Raw genomic sequence first — 16,946 nt, forward strand, 5'->3', positions numbered from 1 at the left:
TATCTAACGCAGCGAATGTCAGCGCTTGGCGATGATGTACACCGCATGCACGATCCCTGGAATGTAACCGCACAACGTCAGCAGTTTCTGCGCCCAAAAGAAAACCCCGCCGAAGCGGGGCTTTGCAGACTGTTTCCCTGACATCCATTTCACTCCGCCATCCTGGCAGAATCCTTACGTGTCCGTGTTGTTGCTTTGCGCGTCCTGCGCGACGTCCATGTGAAGTAGATTAGCTCTGGATCCAATCTTCGCCTATCGGAAAACAGCAGCACGGAATGTAGGAGAATGCTTACATACCGTTAACGAGTCAGAATTGTCCTGCATCCAGCAGGAACAACGATTCGCTACCTGCCTTTACCGACGCGCTCAACGAGTGAATACGCGGCAGCAGACGTGCGAAATAGAACCGCGCCGTACCGAGTTTGCTCGCATAGAAATCGTCCTGCGCTTCTTTACCGAAGGCTGCCTTGGCCATCAGTGCCCACATGTAGGCGTAGGCCATGTAACCGAATGCTTGCAGGTACTCGACCGACGCCGCACCGATCTCGTTCGGGTTGTTTTTCGCCCGGTCCAGCAACCACGCGGTCAGTTCGTCAAGGGTGTCCACCGCATCATTCAGTGGCTGGGTGAACTCCGCCAGGTCAGCGCTGGCCGTCGCGGTGAAATGACGAATCTCGTCAGCGAACAGGTTGTAAAACGCCCCGCCGCTACCAACGATCTTGCGCCCTACAAGGTCCAGCGCCTGAATACCGTTGGTGCCTTCGTAGATCTGAGTGATGCGTACGTCGCGCACCAGTTGCTCCTGGCCCCACTCACGGATGTAGCCGTGACCGCCAAAAACCTGCTGGCCGTGAACCGTGGTTTCCAGACCCAGATCGGTCAGGAACGCCTTGGCCACCGGCGTCAGCAGTGCAACCAGATCTTCTGCGCGCTTGCGGGTGGTGGCGTCTTCGCTGAATTTGGCGGTGTCTAGCTGCATCGCCACGTAAGTGGAGAAGGCACGGCCGCCTTCGTTCGAGGCTTTCATGGTCAGCAGCATGCGACGCACGTCCGGATGGACGATGATCGGGTCAGCCACCTTGTCCTTGTTCTGCGCGCCGGTCGGCGAGCGGCTTTGCAAGCGGTCGCGAGCGTATTCGATAGCGTTCTGGTAGGAACGTTCGCCAGTGGCCAGACCCTGGATGCCGACACCCAGACGCTCGTAGTTCATCATGGTGAACATTGCCGCCAGGCCTTTGTTCGGTTCACCGACCAGGTAACCCACGGCTTCATCGAAGTTCATCACGCAGGTCGCGGAGGCCTGGATGCCCATCTTGTGTTCGATCGAACCGCAATTCGCCGGGTTGCGCACGCCCAGGCTGCCATCGGCATTGACCATGAACTTGGGCACCAGGAACAGCGAAATGCCTTTCGGCCCCGCCGGTGCGTCGGGCAGTTTGGCCAATACCAGGTGGATGATGTTCTCGGTCAGGTCGTGTTCACCGCCGGTGATGAAGATTTTGGTGCCGCTGACTTTGTAGGAACCATCGGCCTGAGGCTCGGCCTTGGTACGGATAATCCCCAGGTCAGTACCGGCGTGCGGCTCGGTCAGGCACATGGAACCGGCCCAGACACCGGCGTACATGTTTGGCAGGTACGCCGCTTTCAGCTCTTCGCTGGCGTGGGCGTTGATCGACAGGCAGGCGCCGGCGGTCAGCATCGGGTACAGACCGAACGACAGGCTCGCGGAGTTGACCATTTCTTCGACCTGCGCCGAAACCGCCTTGGGCATGCCCATGCCGCCGTAGGTCGGATCGCCACCGACACCGACCCAACCGCCTTCAGCGTAGGTCTGATAAGACTGTGGGAAACCGGCCGGGGTGGTGACGGCACCATCGGCCCAGTGGCAACCTTCTTCGTCAGCTGCACGGCTCAGCGGCGCGATGCTTTTGCTGGTGACCTTGCCGGCTTCTTCGAGAATGGCTTCAACCGTTTCCGCATCGACGGTCTCGGCCAGCGCAGGCAGTTCGGCCCAGAGTTTGGCGACCTCGAAAACTTCATTGAGGACGAAGCGCATATCGCGCAGGGGCGCTTTGTAGTCAGCCATGGCAAACCTCGCAAGATCTAAACAGGTGGTTCGTAGAATAGTGATTTCGCTGTGTCCGAGTGTACCTCAACAACTTTTACGACACATAGGGTCAACTCATGACCAATTTGTAATTTTTAGTCATGAGAATTTCAGATCGTTCTCGCCTGCCAGAACGCATTCGCGGGCAAGTCGGATCGCCGCACCGCTCGCTCTACAGGTCATGTCGCACGCATCACGTGAACGACATAGCACCGTAGGAGCGAGGGTTGCCCGCGAAGTTTTTCAATATTCGTCAGAGCCTGCTGCCGCACACCCTGTCTCACTATCACAGTCCAGACGCTGAATGCGCCATCATCACTCAACCCGCAGCGATGTCCATGCGCACCGCGCCACGGCGGTTCTGACCGAAAGCCATCACACAGTTTCGCCCCGCGCCTTTGGCGCTGTAGAGCGCCTGGTCAGCGGATTTGAGCACTTGTTCTGGCGTACGCTGCTCCAACCGTTCGGCGACACCAATGCTGACGGTGACCGATACACTCGAGGTACCCGAGCCTGCGCGGCGCTGGCGTCCCTGTTGGTCATCCTGAGGGCGGTTGTCCTGATTGCGCAGTTGGATGTTGTAGGTGGCGATGGATTCGCGGATGACTTCCAGGTGCGGCAGGCATTCTTCGAGCGTCTTGCCTGCGAACACCAGCGCAAATTCTTCACCGCCGTAGCGATAGGCCCTGCCGCCTCCGCTGATTTTCGACAGCTTGCTGGCAACCAGGCGCAGCACCTGATCGCCGACATCGTGGCCATGGGTGTCGTTGAATTTCTTGAAGTGATCGACGTCGCCCATGGCCAGCACGTAATTGCGCCCCAGCCGTTGCATGCGTTCGTTCAGGGCGCGACGACCCGGCAGGCCGGTGAGTTCGTCGCGGAAGGCCATTTGATAGGCCTCATGGGCAACCGCCGCAGCAATCATCAACATCACCTGGCTGCACATGATGTTCAGGGTGAAGGGCAGGATGAAGGTTCTCGGCAACATCCAGAACAACCCCAACAGCCCCACCAATTGTGCGGCGTGCAAGGGTCTTGGGTGGCGCCAGTATTGCCAGGTCAATAACAGGAACGAGGCGATGAATACCGGATAGGACAACTGGATCAGACTCATCCAGGCGCCATGCAGCGCTGGCCAGCGGATCTCCGACAGCCACATCAGCAGTGCATGTGGGTAACTCTGTTCCAGCCCCAACGTCACGCTGCCGAACGCCAGCAATACGGCGAAGCGCGCCACCATGTCCTGAAACAGATGGGTGCGTTCCTGCCAGGCGGCGAACAAACCAAAGAGCAACGGCAGCAACAAACAGCATAGATGGAAGACCACGGCGGCATCTTCACGAACTTTACCGTTGTCGCGATAGTAGTCGGTCTGGGTGTCGAGCAGGAAGTAGGCGATGTACACCGTGACCATTAGAAACAGTTCACGCTGACGTCGGTAAACCGCGCAATACGCGCCGCCGAGCAATAGCACCAGAGTGGGGAGCACGTTGAAAAGCGACGTGAAAAAGACGTTTAGATCCTTGACGTAGGCAGCCGCAAGCCCCGCAAGTAGCAACAGCTGCGATGGCAAAAAATGACTGAAACGTACAGCGGAAGAACGCAGCAAGGGTAAAGCTCCGACCCGGCAAACAGTGATGGCATTGTGCCTGCGCCTGGGGCAATTAAGCACATGCGATATGACGTGTGTCACATCGCCATCCTCTTTAACGGCAGCGAAGTCGTGATTCTTAGCGTTTCAGTCAGGAATATTTACAAGCACAATCACTTGCGGCAGGTACAAAAAAACCGCTGCTTCCGAAGAAGCAGCGGCCTTGTGAAGAGACAGCGTAGGACTTAGTAACCCAGTGCGAAGTCTTCTTCTTTCATGTCCATCAGGTTGTTGGCGCCCGACAGCATGGTGACAACGTGAGTGCGGGTACGCGGCAGGATACGCTGGAAGTAGAAGCGCGCAGTCTGCAGCTTGGCGGTGTAGAACGCCTCTTCGGTGGTGCCGGCAGCCAGCTTCTCGGCAGCCAGACGCGCCATGTCAGCCCAGAAGTAGGCGAGGCAGGCATAACCGGAGTACATCAGGTAGTCCACCGACGCGGCACCGACTTCTTCGCGGTCTTTCATGGCGGCCATACCGACCTTCATGGTCAGCTCGCCCCACTCTTTGTTCAGCGCAGCCAAGGGTTCGACGAACTCTTTGACTGCGTCGTTGCCTTCGTTGGTCTGGCAGAACTTGTGGACGATCTTGGTGAAGCCTTTGAGCGCTTCGCCTTGGGTCATCAGCACTTTACGGCCCAGCAGGTCGAGTGCCTGGATACCGGTGGTGCCTTCGTACAGCATCGAAATGCGGCTGTCGCGCACGTTCTGCTCCATGCCCCACTCGGCGATGAAACCGTGGCCGCCGTAGATTTGTACGCCGTGGTTAGCGGATTCGAAACCGACTTCAGTCATGAAGGCTTTGGCGATCGGCGTCATGAAGGCCAGCAGTGCGTCGGCTTTCTTCTTCTCTTCTTCATCGATGCCGTACTTGACGATGTCGACTTGCTTGGCGGTGAAGTAAACCATCGCACGGTTGCCTTCGGCGAAAGCCTTCATGGTCAACAGCATGCGACGTACGTCTGGGTGAACGATGATCGGGTCAGCGGCTTTGTCCGGCGCTTTCGGGCCAGTCAGGGAGCGCATTTGCAGACGATCGCGAGCGTATTTCAAACCGCCCTGGAAGCCGATCTCGGCGTGCGCCAGACCTTGCAGCGCAGTCCCCAGACGTGCGGTATTCATAAAGGTGAACATGCAGTTCAGGCCCTTGTTCGCCGGGCCGATCAAGTAACCGGTGGCCGCGTCGAAGTTCATCACGCAGGTGGCGTTACCGTGGATGCCCATCTTGTGTTCCAGGGAACCGCAGGTCACAGCGTTGCGTTCACCGATCGAGCCGTCTGCGTTTGGCAGGAATTTCGGAACGATGAACAGGGAAATGCCTTTGGTGCCGGCCGGCGCATCCGGCAGACGTGCCAGAACGATGTGGACGATGTTGTCGGCCATGTCGTGTTCACCGGCCGAGATGAAGATCTTGGTGCCGGACACTTTGTAGGAGCCATCGGCTTGAGGCTCGGCCTTGGTGCGCAGCATGCCCAGGTCAGTGCCGCAGTGTGGTTCGGTCAGGCACATGGTGCCGGTCCATTCGCCGGAAACCAGTTTGGTCAGGTAAGCCTCTTGTTGCTCAGGCGTACCGTGTTCGGAAATGGTGTTCATCGCGCCGTGGGACAGGCCTGGGTACATGCCCCACGACCAGTTGGCTTCGCCAACCATTTCGCTGACGGCCAGGCCCAGAGACTCTGGCAGGCCTTGGCCGCCGTGCTCTACGTCGTGAGCCAGGCTTGGCCAGCCACCTTCGACAAATTGTTTGTAGGCTTCTTTGAAACCGGTCGGGGTTTTAACGCCAGACTCGCTCCAGGTGCAGCCTTCGGTGTCACCCACGCGGTTCAGCGGAGCCAGCACCTGCTCACAAAACTTGGCGCCTTCTTCGAGAATGGCGTCAACCATATCCGGAGTTGCGTCTGCACAAGCCGGAAGGCTCTGATAGTGCGCTTCATAACCGAGCAGTTCGTCACGAACGAAGCGAATATCACGCAAGGGGGCCTTGTAGTCAGGCATAGCGATAAACCTCTGCTGATGTAACCGGGGAATGAACGACCGCGTTGATTTGTTGTGGCGGTCAAACAGCTGTTTGAAACATACGTTTACGCCCAAATCTTGTCAAGCGCCGATCTTTTGCCGTTCGTCATCGCACCATGAAAATCTCGGCCACGCAGTTGCACGACGCCGTTGACTGAGCAACACGCCCTTGTAGGAGAGATTAGTTGAGGCAGAAGGACTTACGCAGAAAAGCGCCGCGAACAGGCGCGGCGTTGGAGTAGCGGATTCAGCGATGGATCAGGCGAACGTATCGATCAGCGTACCGAGCATTTCATCGGATGCCTTGGCAACTTTGACGCCCAGTTCCACTTGGAACTTGCCTTGGGACATCTCGACCATGTTGCTGGCCAGATCCGATTGCTGGCTGCGGTCTACCGAGCGCAGGCGATCGACCTGAACCTCAGAGGATTGACTGGTGACTGAACGCTCGATGGTGTTGTTGGCGATCTGACCCGAAGCCTGATCGACACGGTTCTGCCCTGTCTGAATGGTGCTCAGACCAGCATAAAAAGCAGTGTTTCCTGAGATTTCCATGGGGGAACCCGTCCGACAAAGGATCAACAGCGGCCATTGAACCAGACACGCCGACAAAAGGCCCGACAAAAACACTAATGGCACAGTGCCTTGTCATAGGTAAAACCCCAAGCCAACAATCAGTCCAAAAGATCCAGCTGCAGATATTCGGCTACTGCATCGGCTGTCACCGACTTGAGTTTCGGCACCCTCCCCAGACACGGCGCGGGAATGCGCTCGGCCAGCGTCGCGAGGTTCTCTTCCAGGCGTGAGGTCTTCGGATCGATGATGTTGGCCACCCACCCGGCCAACTGCAAACCATCCCGGGCTATCGCCTCGGCTGTCAGCAGTGCATGATTGATGCAACCCAACCGTACGCCGACCACCAGGATCACCGGCAGACCCAACGCCATGGCCAGGTCCGACAGATTGTCCTGATCCGCCAACGGCACTCGCCAGCCACCAGCGCCTTCGATCAAGGTGAAGTCCGCCTGCATATCGAGAATCTGTCGCATCGGTGTCAACAGGGATTGCACGGTCAATGCCACGCCAGCCTCCCGCGCCGCCAGATGCGGTGCAATCGCCGGTTCGAACGCGACCGGATTGACCTGATCGTAGGTCAACGGTATCGAGCACTCGGCCAACAGGGCCAGCGCATCGGCGTTGCGCAAACCCTTGGGCGTCAGGTCGCAACCGGAGGCCACCGGCTTGCCCGCCGCCGTGCTCAAACCCGCCAACCGCGCAGCATGCAGCAACCCTGCGGCGACGGTGGTTTTGCCGACATCGGTGTCAGTACCGGTGATGAAATAGGCTGCGCTCATAAGGGTTTCTCCAACACGGCGTAAACCACTTGATAAGTCGCCGGCAGTCCCTGTGCCTGACGAAATTGCTCATAAGCCTCGATCAAGCCGAGGATCCGCGCCCTGCCGGTCAAACCGCCCGGCCGACCGGGGTTCAGGTTATGCGCCCCAAGTGCCTTGAGCTCATGGGTCAGGCTGCGGACATCGGGGTAATGCAACACATGCGGCTGCGTTTCGAGGCTGACGACCTTCAAGCCGCTGCCCGCGCAAAGCTGTTGGTAAACACCGAACTCACGGAAGCGGTTGACGTGCACCATGCCGTCCACCTGACGCCAGCTGTCGCGCAATTCGTACAGCGTGCCTACACACAGACTAGCAAACGCGAAAATGCCGCCCGGTTTCAGCACGCGATACGCTTCATTGAGCACCGAGGCGAAATCCGCGCACCATTGCACCGCCAGGCTGGAGAAGACCAGGTCGCAGGTCGAATCCTGCAACGGCAAGCGCTCGGCATCGCCCGCGATGAAATGTGTGGCGCCGCCCAAGGGACGGGCGTGATTGAGCATGCCTTCTGCAATATCAAGGGCCAGCCCGTTAGCGGCAGGAAAACGCTCACCCAAGGCACGGCTGAAATACCCGGTGCCGCAGCCCATATCCAGCCAACGAGCAGGAACAAAATCTTCCGGTAACCGATGCAACAACTCGCTGCCCACGTCGCGCTGTAATTCGGCCACGCTGTCGTAGCTCGCCGCCGCACGGGAAAAGGATGCCGCCACCTGGCGTTTGTCGGGCAAGCCGCCGGGCAGGTTGGGAAGGGATAAATCAGTCATCACCGAACTCATGCAAAAAGGCCTGAATCGCCCCCGCCACACCGTGGGGGTCCTCCAGAAGAAACGCGTGACTGGCCTGTTCAATCAGACCGATTTCGACATCCGGCAACAGTGCCAGCAAGTCCCCCGCCGCTTCGGCCGGGACCAGCCCGTCGAGACCGGCGAACAGATGCAATTGCGGGCCGCGAAACGCTTGCAACGCTTGTCGGGTATCCAATTGTGCGAGTAACTCCAGGCCGCTCATCAGCACCGGCGAAGACGTATGCGGTGCGCCAGCGAGCAACAGTCGCGACATCCCGCGCGGGTCTGCGGCACCTTGGGCGCACAGCAGCGAAAAACGTTTCAACGTCATGCGCGAGTCAGCCTTGCAGCCGGCCAGAAACGCATCGAAGGTCTCACCGAGCATCGCGCTCGGCCACTGCTCATGGGCGACAAAAGAAGGATTGCTCGCCAGGGTCACCAAGCCGCAGCAGCGGTCACCGCGTCGCGCCGCCAACTCGGACGCGAGCATTCCACCCAACGACCAGCCACCGAGCCAGGCATCCTGGGGCAGTGTCGAGTCCAACTCATCGAGCCATTCTTCAAGGTCGCTCGATTCCAGTTCCGGCAACGGCTCGATCTCGACGCGCAGATGCTCATCCAAACCCTGCAACGCGGCCGCCAAGGGTTCCAGCGGCGAAATCCCGAGACCCCAACCCGGCAGCAGAATCAGACGATCACGCATGGCTTGGCTCCGGTCCCAGTTGTTGAAAACAATCGGCCAGTCCATTTAACAATAGCTGTACCTGCGCCTCGCTGTGTGCGGCGGTCAGGGTCACCCGCAGACGAGCACTGCCGGCAGGCACGGTCGGTGGACGAATCGCAGTCACCATCAGCCCGCGTTCGCGCAGCATCTGTGACAGTCGAACCGCACGCCCGGCGTCGCCGATCATGATCGGCTGGATCGGCGTGAAACTGTCCATCAACTCCAGGCCAATCTGTTCGGCGCCTTGGCGGAACTGCCGAATCAGCGTCTGCAGATGCTCACGTCGCCAGTGTTCGCTGCGCAACAGCTCCAGGCTTTTCAGCGTCGCGCAGGCCAGCGCTGGCGGTTGGCTGGTGGTGTAGATATAAGGGCGAGCAAACTGGATCAGACTTTCGATCAACTCTTCGCTGCCGGCGACAAAAGCACCTGCCGTACCGAACGCCTTGCCGAGGGTGCCGACCAGTACCGGCACATCGTCCTGACTCAGCCCGAAATGCTCGACGATCCCGCCGCCATTGGCACCCAGCGGACCAAAGCCGTGAGCGTCGTCGACCATCAGCCAAGCGCCTTTGGCCTTGGCTTCCCGCGCCAGCGCCGGCAGGTCGGCGATGTCACCGTCCATGCTGAACACGCCATCGGTGACCACCAGCGTATTGCCAGTGGCCTTCTCTAGGCGCTTGGCCAGACTGGCCGCGTCGTTATGCAGATAGCGATTGAAACGCGCTCCGGACAACAACCCAGCATCCAGCAACGACGCATGATTGAGCCGGTCTTCCAGCACCGTATCGCCCTGCCCGACCAATGCGGTGACCGCGCCGAGGTTGGCCATGTAACCGGTGGTGAACAGCAACGCTCGCGGGCGGCCGGTGAACTCGGCGAGGGCTTCTTCCAGTGCGTGATGCGGGCCGCTGTGGCCGATGACCAAATGCGAGGCCCCACCGCCTACGCCCCATTTCGAAGCGCCAGCGCGCCAGGCCTCGATCACTAGCGGGTGATTGGCCAGGCCCAGGTAATCGTTGTTACAGAACGCCAGCAACGGCTGACCATCGACCACCACTTCCGGGCCCTGAGGACTCTCGAGTAATGGGCGCTGGCGATAAAGGTTTTCGGCACGACGGGCAGCAAGGCGCGCGCTGAGATCGAAAGACATGCAGACCTCGCGAGTAGGAAGAAACGACGAGCCCTGTAGGAGCTGCCGAAGGCTGCGATCTTTTGATCTTGCCCTTAAAAACAAAATCAAAAGGTCGCAGCCTTCGGCAGCTCCTACAAAGAAGCCTGAGCGGGGTCAGACAGCAGCGTTATAGAACTGCTCGCTGCTCTTCTGCTCCACCAGTGCCTGCTCGATGGCGGCCTGATGCACTTCGTCGGCGTGCTCTTCGCGGGCTTCCGGCAGGATGCCCAGACGCGAGAACAATTGCATGTCCTTGTCCGCCTGCGGGTTGGCGGTGGTCAGCAGTTTTTCGCCGTAGAAAATCGAGTTGGCGCCGGCAAAGAACGCCAAGGCCTGCATCTGCTCGTTCATCGCTTCGCGGCCGGCGGACAGACGCACGTGGGATTTCGGCATCAGGATGCGGGCGACCGCGAGCATGCGGATGAAGTCGAACGGGTCGACGTCATCGGCATTTTCCAGCGGCGTACCGGCAACTTTCACCAGCATGTTGATCGGCACCGATTCTGGATGCTCGGGCAGGTTGGCCAGCTGGATCAGCAGGTTGGCGCGGTCGTCGAGGGACTCACCCATGCCAAGAATGCCGCCGGAGCAGATCTTCATTCCAGAATCACGCACATAGGCCAGGGTTTGCAGGCGTTCGCTGTACGTACGGGTGGTGATGATGCTGCCGTAGAATTCAGGCGAGGTGTCGAGGTTGTGGTTGTAGTAGTCGAGACCGGCCTTGGCCAGTGCTTCGGTCTGATCCTGATCCAGGCGACCGAGGGTCATGCAGGTTTCCAGACCCAGCGCTTTCACGCCTTCGACCATCTTCAGCACGTAAGGCATGTCTTTGGCCGACGGGTGTTTCCACGCCGCGCCCATGCAGAAACGGGTCGAACCGATGGCCTTGGCGCGAGCGGCCTCTTCGAGGACCTTCTGCACTTCCATCAGTTTTTCTTTTTCCAGGCCGGTGTTGTAGTGACCGGACTGCGGACAATATTTGCAATCTTCTGGGCAAGCACCGGTTTTGATCGACAGCAGCGTCGAGACCTGGACGCGGTTGGCGTCGAAGTGCGCGCGGTGCACCGTCTGCGCCTGGAACAACAGGTCGTTGAATGGCTGAACGAAGAGTGCTTTGACTTCGGCCAAAGACCAGTCATGACGCAGGGTTGCAGTGGTGCTGGCGCTCATGGGCGTTTCCTTGTTTATGCTTGGCAAGCGGCTGGGGAATGGAATACCCACAGACGCGACACGGATGTTCGGCATATTTAAGGAAGAGCGATGCGCTGTCAACCACGATACGAAGACCAGGTTTACATCTGGTTAAAAAACAAACAAAGCTGTTTGCTCTGTGCAGAAGCGGCGGACGACACCACGCCAATCTGCATGGCCTGCGAAACCGAGTTGCCTTGGCTGGGCGACCACTGTCGAACCTGCGCCCTGCCCTTGCCTGCCATGGGCCTGACGTGCGGCCAATGCTTGAAACATCCGCCAGCCTTCGAGCGGGTCGCAGCACCCTGGACTTACAGCTTTCCCGTCGACAGTTTGATCACCCGTTTCAAACACAGCGCGAAGTGGCCGTTCGGCCGCCTGCTCGCCGAACTTCTCGCTCAATTCCTGCAACATCGCTTCGATGAGGATCTGGACCGGCCCGATGCGCTGATCCCGGTGCCGCTGGCCACCAAACGTCTGCACAAGCGGGGTTTCAACCAGGCGGCGATGCTCGCTCGCTGGCTCAGCGTCAGCCTCGACATTCCTTGTGATGAAACGCTGTTGCTGAGGATTCAGGACACCAGCGCGCAACAAGAGCTGAATGCCGACGCCCGTAAAAAGAACCTGCGCCACGCCTTTGCCTTGGCCCCCGCGGCCTCGATCAAGGGTCGCCACTTCGCATTGGTCGACGATGTGCTAACCACCGGCGCCACCGCCCAGGCCCTGGCTCGCTTGTTGATGGAGGCGGGCGCCGCGCGAGTCGATGTCTACTGCCTGGCCCGCACCCCCAAACCTGGCGATGGGGTCTGACTTGACTCTCGTACGCCAAGCCGCCAACGTCTTCCCCATTGTCATAGCCCAAAGCGTCTCGCCATGTCCTTGCCTACGTTGTTGTCCCAGCACATTGTCCGCCGCCCGCAGCGCATCGCGTTGCTGCAACACATCGCCGAACAAGGCTCCATCACCCGCGCCGCGAAAAGCGCAGGCCTGAGTTACAAAGCCGCGTGGGACGCCATTGATGAGATGAACAACCTCGCGCAGAAACCGCTGGTGGAGCGTAGCGTCGGTGGCAAGGGCGGCGGGGGCGCCAAACTGTCCAGCGAAGGCGAACGCGTGTTGCGTCTGTATCAAAAGCTGCAAGCCTTGCAGGCCCAGGTGCTGGAAGCTGCTGAAGAGGCCAGTGACCTGGGCTTGCTCGGGCGACTGATGCTCAGAACCAGCGCACGCAACCAACTGCACGGCAAGGTCGTGGCGATCGATACACAAGGGCGCAACGACCGCATCCGTCTTGAACTGGCCGAAGGCTTGCGTATCGATGCGCAGATCACTCACGACAGCACTCTGCGCCTGGAACTGCAAACCGGCACCGAAGTGGTGGCACTGATCAAGGCCGGTTGGCTGGAATTGCTGGGTATCGATCAAGCCGCGACGCCCGGCAACAATTGCCTGAAGGGCACGATTGAAGAAATCCTCGACGCCGAAGACGGTCCCAGCGAAGTGCGCATCGGCCTGCCCAATGGCCAGACACTCTGCGCCCTGGCCGAGCAACCGCACCTGAAAACCCTCGAACTCACCGCTGGCAAACCCGTTCTTGTGCAATTCGCGCCGTCCAATATTCTTCTCGGGACACCGCTCTGATCAGCGCTGCAACAAAACCTTCATCAGTCACCATTATGGTGACTGCAAAAACCCGCAGGGAGCCTGATGTGAGCCTATTAGAAGACAACCAACCGACCGACCTCGAAAAGATGGTCGGTCTCAGCCGTCGTGGTTTTATCAGCGCCGGCGCCCTCTGCGGTGCAGCGATGTTTCTCGGTGGCAACCTGCTGAGTCGCAGCGTGCTGGCCGCCAGCGTCAGCGCGGGATCCAGCAAACTGTTGGGTTTCGACAGCATCGCCGCCGCCACGACCGACACCATTACCCTGCCGCCGGGCTACAAGTCTTCGGTATTGATCAGCTGGGGCCAGCCACTGCAAAAGAATGGCCCGGCGTTCGACCCGAGCGGTAACGGCACCGCCGAGCATCAGGAAGTCCAGTTCGGCGACAATAACGACGGCATGAGCCTGTTCGAATTCCCCGGTGACAAAGACCGGGCGCTGATGGCGATCAACAACGAATACACCAACTACCGTTACCTCTACCCCCACGGCGGCACGCCGCAATCGGCAGAAGATGTGCGCAAGGCCCTGGCCTGTGAAGGGGTGTCGGTGATCGAAGTGCAGCGCAGGAACGGCCAATGGCAGTTCGTCCAGGGCTCGCGCTACAACCGGCGCATTCACGGTAACGCGCCGATCAGCCTGAGCGGTCCGGCGGCCGGTCACGAGTTGATGAAAACCAGCGCCGACAAACACGGCAAGAACGTCCTCGGCACCTTCCAGAATTGCGCCAATGGCAAGACGCCGTGGGGCACTTACCTCACCTGCGAAGAGAACTTCACCGACTGCTTCGGCAGCAGCAATGCCGAGCAGAAGTTCGACGCCGCGCAGAAACGCTACGGCGCGGTGGCCGCCAGCAAAGAGATCAACTGGCATCAACACGATCCGCGCTTCGACCTGGCGAAGAACCCCAACGAACTCAATCGTCATGGCTGGGTGGTGGAAATCGACCCGTTCGATCCGCAATCGACGCCGGTCAAACGCACCGCACTGGGCCGCTTCAAACATGAAAACGCCGCCCTGGCCGAAACCAACGACGGTCGCGCCGTGGTGTACATGGGCGACGACGAACGTGGCGAGTTCATCTATAAATTCGTCAGCCGCGACAAGATCAACCACAAAACCCCCAAGGCCAACCGCGACCTGCTGGATCACGGCACCTTGTACGTGGCGCGTTTCGACGCGGGCGACAGCAATGCCGACCACCCGAAAGGCCAGGGCCAGTGGATCGAACTGACCCACGGCAAGAATGGCATCGATGCCAGCAGCGGCTTTGCCGATCAGGCCGAAGTGCTGATTCATGCCCGCCTCGCCGCCAGCGTTGCGAGCGCCACGCGTATGGACCGTCCGGAATGGATCGTTGTCAGCCCCAAGGATGGCCAGGTTTATTGCACCCTGACCAACAACGCCAAACGTGGCGAAGAAGGCCAGCCGGTGGGCGGGCCGAACCCGCGCACGAAGAACGTCTACGGGCAGATCCTGCGCTGGCGCACCGATCGCGACGATCACGGCTCGAAAAGCTTTGCCTGGGACCTGTTTGTGGTTGCCGGCAACCCGGGCGTCCACGCCGGCACGCCGAAGGGCGGTTCGTCGAACATCACCCCGCAGAACATGTTCAACAGCCCGGACGGCCTGGGCTTCGACAAGGCCGGACGTCTGTGGATTCTCACGGATGGCGATTCGAGCAACGCCGGTGACTTCGCGGGCATGGGCAATAACCAGATGCTCTGTGCCGACCCGGTGACGGGCGAGATTCGCCGCTTCATGGTCGGGCCGGTGGGCTGCGAGGTGACGGGGATCAGCTTCTCGCCGGATCAGAAAACCTTGTTCGTCGGGATTCAGCATCCGGGGGAAAACGGTGGCTCGACCTTCCCGGAGCATCTGCTTAACGGCAAGCCGCGGTCTTCGGTAATGGCGATTTCCCGCGAGGATGGCGGGATCGTCGGCGCCTGATAAACGCCCCCTTCATGATCGTTCCCACGCTCTGCGTGGGAATGCAGCCCGGGACGCTCTGCCTCCCAAAATCGGACGCGAAGCGTCCGGTGAGGCATTCCCACGCAGAGCGTGGGAACGATCCAATGGGAACGATCCACCTAAAGAAGCCCTGTCTGCGCTACCATGTTTGGCCCGACGCGGCAGCCTGCTGCGCGCAGGAGTCAGCATGGCCCACCCGTTTGCAACGCTCACCCCAGACCTCGTGCTCGATGCCGTCGAAAGCATCGGCTTTCTCAGCGACGCCCGCATTCTGGCGCTCAACAGCTACGAGAACCGTGTCTATCAGGTCGGCATCGAAGACTCCGAGCCGCTGATCGCCAAGTTCTACCGCCCGCAACGCTGGACCAACGAAGCGATTCTCGAAGAACACCAATTCACCTTCGAACTCGCCGAGTGCGACGTACCGGTGGTCGCGCCGATGATCCACAACGGTGCCAGCCTGCACGAACACAACGGTTTCCGTTTCACTCTGTTTCCCCGTCGTGGCGGCCGTGCGCCGGAGCCGGGCAATCTCGACCAGCTGTATCGCCTGGGGCAACTGCTCGGTCGGCTGCACGCGGTCGGTGCTACAAAACCGTTCGAACACCGCGAAGCGCTGGGAGTGAAGAACTTCGGTCAGGACTCGCTGACGACATTGCTCGAAGGCAATTTCGTACCCAAAAGTTTGCTACCGGCCTACGAGTCCGTGGCCCGCGACCTGCTCAAGCGTGTCGAAGAGGTCTACAAGGCCACGCCGCACCAGAACATCCGCATGCACGGCGATTGCCACCCCGGCAACATGATGTGCCGCGATGAGATGTTCCACATCGTCGACCTCGACGACTGCCGCATGGGCCCGGCGGTGCAGGATATCTGGATGATGTTGGCGGGCGATCGTCAGGAATGTCTGGGGCAGTTGTCGGAATTGATGGACGGCTACAACGAATTCCACGACTTCGACCCCCGGGAACTGGCGCTGATCGAACCGCTGCGCGCCTTGCGCCTGATGCACTACAGCGCCTGGCTCGCCCGTCGCTGGGATGACCCGGCCTTCCCTCGCAGCTTTCCGTGGTTCGGCACCGAGCGGTATTGGGGCGATCAAGTGCTGGCGCTGCGTGAACAACTCGCCGCACTCAACGAAGAACCACTGAAGCTCTTCTAAACACACCAGACCTGTAGGAGCGAGGCTTGCCCGCGAAGAACGATGATGCGGTTCGTCAGACAAACCGCGTTATCGTTCTTCGCGGGCAAGCCTCGCGCCTACAAAAATCACAACACATCTATACAATCCCCTCTTTGTTAGCTGCCTAAGCAAGGATTCTCATGCAAGCCGCCAACCCGCGTCGCGGGTACATCCTGGGCCTGAGTGCCTACATCATCTGGGGACTGTTCCCGCTCTACTTCAAAGCCATCGCCAGCGTGCCCGCCGTGGAGATCATCATCCACCGAGTGCTGTGGTCCGCGCTGTTCGGCGCTTTGCTGCTGCTGGTCTGGAAGCATCCCGGCTGGTGGCGCGAACTGCGTGAGAACCCAAGGCGACTGGCGATTCTGGCCCTGAGCGGTACGCTGATCGCGGCCAACTGGCTGACCTACGTCTGGTCGGTGAACAACGGACGCATGCTCGAAGCCAGCCTCGGTTACTACATCAACCCGCTGGTCAACGTGCTGTTGGGGATGCTGATCCTCGGCGAACGGCTGCGGCGTATGCAATGGATCGCCGTGGGCCTGGCAGCGGTCGGTGTTGCGCAACAAGTGTGGCAAGTCGGCAGCCTGCCGTGGGTGTCACTGGTACTGGCATTGACCTTCGGCTTCTACGGACTGATCCGCAAACAGGCACCGGTCAAGGCGCTGCCGGGGCTGGTGGTGGAAACCTGGATGCTGGTGCCGATTGCCGTCGCCTGGCTGCTGTTCAATCCGACGGCGAGCAGTGCGCAAGCCGAATTCTGGACCACCTCTGAAGCCTGGTGGCTGGTGGCGGCCGGTCCGGTGACGCTGGTGCCGCTGGTGTGTTTCAACGCCGCCGCCCGGCACTTGCCCTATACCACCCTCGGATTTCTCCAGTACCTGGCGCCGACGCTGGTGTTGTTGCAAGCCGTTCTGCTGTTTGGCGAGCACTTGTCGTCCAGCACGCTGGTGGCGTTCATCTTTATCTGGGCCGGTTTGGCGGTTTACAGCATCGATGCGTGGATAAGTCTGCGCCGCCGCTGATCAGAAAACGTACAAACCTCTACAGGCCACGTCTCTCGAGGCCTGCATCCATCCTTCCCAAGGTTATC

General features: G+C 59.8%; 14 protein-coding genes and 1 pseudogene. 5 read left to right on the forward strand and 10 right to left on the reverse strand.

The window, feature by feature from the left end; all coding sequences use genetic code 11:
* Window positions 1-18: 18 nt before the first annotated feature.
* The 10 genes and pseudogenes from LOY56_RS24190 to bioB all read right to left on the reverse strand — a co-directional run.
* Window positions 19-114, reverse strand: a pseudogene (locus LOY56_RS24190) (YqaE/Pmp3 family membrane protein); the annotation flags it as partial.
* A 193-nt stretch (window positions 115-307) separates the two neighbouring features.
* Window positions 308-2,086, reverse strand: coding sequence for an acyl-CoA dehydrogenase C-terminal domain-containing protein (locus tag LOY56_RS24195; protein ID WP_258617640.1), 1,779 nt, complete (start codon window positions 2,084-2,086; stop codon window positions 308-310).
* A gap of 340 nt (window positions 2,087-2,426) precedes the next feature.
* Window positions 2,427-3,716 carry a GGDEF domain-containing protein gene (locus tag LOY56_RS24200; RefSeq protein ID WP_258617642.1) on the reverse strand — a complete coding sequence of 430 codons (1,290 nt, stop codon included), beginning with the start codon at window positions 3,714-3,716 and terminating at the stop codon, window positions 2,427-2,429.
* Window positions 3,717-3,943: 227 nt separating this feature from the next.
* Window positions 3,944-5,749 (reverse strand): phenylacyl-CoA dehydrogenase, encoded by a 1,806-nt coding sequence (locus LOY56_RS24205; protein WP_258617644.1) that lies wholly within the window; start codon window positions 5,747-5,749, stop codon window positions 3,944-3,946.
* 279 nt (window positions 5,750-6,028) lie between these two features.
* Window positions 6,029-6,325, reverse strand: coding sequence for a hypothetical protein (locus LOY56_RS24210; RefSeq protein WP_008076394.1), 297 nt, complete (start codon window positions 6,323-6,325; stop codon window positions 6,029-6,031).
* Between the two features lie 119 nt (window positions 6,326-6,444).
* Complete coding sequence (gene bioD / locus LOY56_RS24215; protein WP_258617646.1) at window positions 6,445-7,125, reverse strand: dethiobiotin synthase; 681 nt, start codon at window positions 7,123-7,125, stop codon at window positions 6,445-6,447.
* Window positions 7,122-7,934 (reverse strand): malonyl-ACP O-methyltransferase BioC, encoded by an 813-nt coding sequence (gene bioC, locus LOY56_RS24220; protein WP_258617649.1) that lies wholly within the window; start codon window positions 7,932-7,934, stop codon window positions 7,122-7,124. Before bioC ends, bioD begins: the two co-directional genes overlap by 4 nt.
* The gene (locus tag LOY56_RS24225; RefSeq protein ID WP_258617650.1) at window positions 7,927-8,658 is read right to left on the reverse strand and encodes an alpha/beta fold hydrolase; all 732 of its coding nucleotides are present in this window, start codon (window positions 8,656-8,658) and stop codon (window positions 7,927-7,929) included. Before LOY56_RS24225 ends, bioC begins: the two co-directional genes overlap by 8 nt.
* Window positions 8,651-9,829, reverse strand: coding sequence for an 8-amino-7-oxononanoate synthase (gene bioF, locus LOY56_RS24230; protein ID WP_258617651.1), 1,179 nt, complete (start codon window positions 9,827-9,829; stop codon window positions 8,651-8,653). Before bioF ends, LOY56_RS24225 begins: the two co-directional genes overlap by 8 nt.
* Window positions 9,830-9,964: 135 nt before the next feature.
* On the reverse strand, window positions 9,965-11,020 hold the full coding sequence (gene bioB / locus LOY56_RS24235; RefSeq protein WP_030129970.1) for a biotin synthase BioB: 1,056 nt from the start codon (window positions 11,018-11,020) through the stop codon (window positions 9,965-9,967).
* Between the two features lie 90 nt (window positions 11,021-11,110).
* Here bioB and LOY56_RS24240 point away from each other — a divergent pair, with 90 nt between their 5' ends.
* From LOY56_RS24240 to rarD, 5 genes are all read left to right on the forward strand, one after another.
* The gene (locus LOY56_RS24240) at window positions 11,111-11,851 is read left to right on the forward strand and encodes a ComF family protein (protein ID WP_258617658.1); all 741 of its coding nucleotides are present in this window, start codon (window positions 11,111-11,113) and stop codon (window positions 11,849-11,851) included.
* A 63-nt stretch (window positions 11,852-11,914) separates the two neighbouring features.
* Window positions 11,915-12,679: a TOBE domain-containing protein gene (locus tag LOY56_RS24245; protein WP_258617660.1), complete on the forward strand. Its 765-nt coding sequence runs from the start codon at window positions 11,915-11,917 to the stop codon at window positions 12,677-12,679.
* Window positions 12,680-12,747: 68 nt separating this feature from the next.
* Entirely contained in the window at window positions 12,748-14,649 is a 1,902-nt protein-coding gene (locus LOY56_RS24250) for a PhoX family phosphatase (RefSeq protein ID WP_258617661.1), read from the forward strand.
* A 208-nt stretch (window positions 14,650-14,857) separates the two neighbouring features.
* Window positions 14,858-15,832, forward strand: a complete 975-nt coding sequence (locus LOY56_RS24255; protein ID WP_123357589.1) for a serine/threonine protein kinase — start codon at window positions 14,858-14,860, stop codon at window positions 15,830-15,832.
* A gap of 161 nt (window positions 15,833-15,993) precedes the next feature.
* A complete protein-coding gene (gene rarD / locus LOY56_RS24260; RefSeq protein WP_258617665.1) occupies window positions 15,994-16,878 on the forward strand; it encodes an EamA family transporter RarD in 885 nt (294 codons plus the stop codon).
* Window positions 16,879-16,946 lie beyond the last annotated feature (68 nt).

Source organism: Pseudomonas sp. B21-048, from assembly GCF_024748615.1.
Lineage (GTDB): Bacteria > Pseudomonadota > Gammaproteobacteria > Pseudomonadales > Pseudomonadaceae > Aquipseudomonas.

Bases quoted from the DNA above. Each gene is read 5' to 3' on its own strand.
- bioB (WP_030129970.1), bottom strand. From the start codon at position 11,020: ATGAGCGCCAGCACCACTGCAACCCTGCGTCATGACTGGTCTTTGGCC.
- bioD (WP_258617646.1), bottom strand. From the start codon at position 7,125: ATGAGCGCAGCCTATTTCATCACCGGTACTGACACCGATGTCGGCAAA.
- LOY56_RS24195 (WP_258617640.1), bottom strand. From the start codon at position 2,086: ATGGCTGACTACAAAGCGCCCCTGCGCGATATGCGCTTCGTCCTCAAT.
- rarD (WP_258617665.1), top strand. From the start codon at position 15,994: ATGCAAGCCGCCAACCCGCGTCGCGGGTACATCCTGGGCCTGAGTGCC.
- LOY56_RS24210 (WP_008076394.1), bottom strand. From the start codon at position 6,325: ATGGAAATCTCAGGAAACACTGCTTTTTATGCTGGTCTGAGCACCATT.
- LOY56_RS24255 (WP_123357589.1), top strand. From the start codon at position 14,858: ATGGCCCACCCGTTTGCAACGCTCACCCCAGACCTCGTGCTCGATGCC.
- LOY56_RS24205 (WP_258617644.1), bottom strand. From the start codon at position 5,749: ATGCCTGACTACAAGGCCCCCTTGCGTGATATTCGCTTCGTTCGTGAC.
- LOY56_RS24225 (WP_258617650.1), bottom strand. From the start codon at position 8,658: ATGCGTGATCGTCTGATTCTGCTGCCGGGTTGGGGTCTCGGGATTTCG.
- bioC (WP_258617649.1), bottom strand. From the start codon at position 7,934: ATGACTGATTTATCCCTTCCCAACCTGCCCGGCGGCTTGCCCGACAAA.
- LOY56_RS24245 (WP_258617660.1), top strand. From the start codon at position 11,915: ATGTCCTTGCCTACGTTGTTGTCCCAGCACATTGTCCGCCGCCCGCAG.
- bioF (WP_258617651.1), bottom strand. From the start codon at position 9,829: ATGTCTTTCGATCTCAGCGCGCGCCTTGCTGCCCGTCGTGCCGAAAAC.
- LOY56_RS24240 (WP_258617658.1), top strand. From the start codon at position 11,111: ATGCGCTGTCAACCACGATACGAAGACCAGGTTTACATCTGGTTAAAA.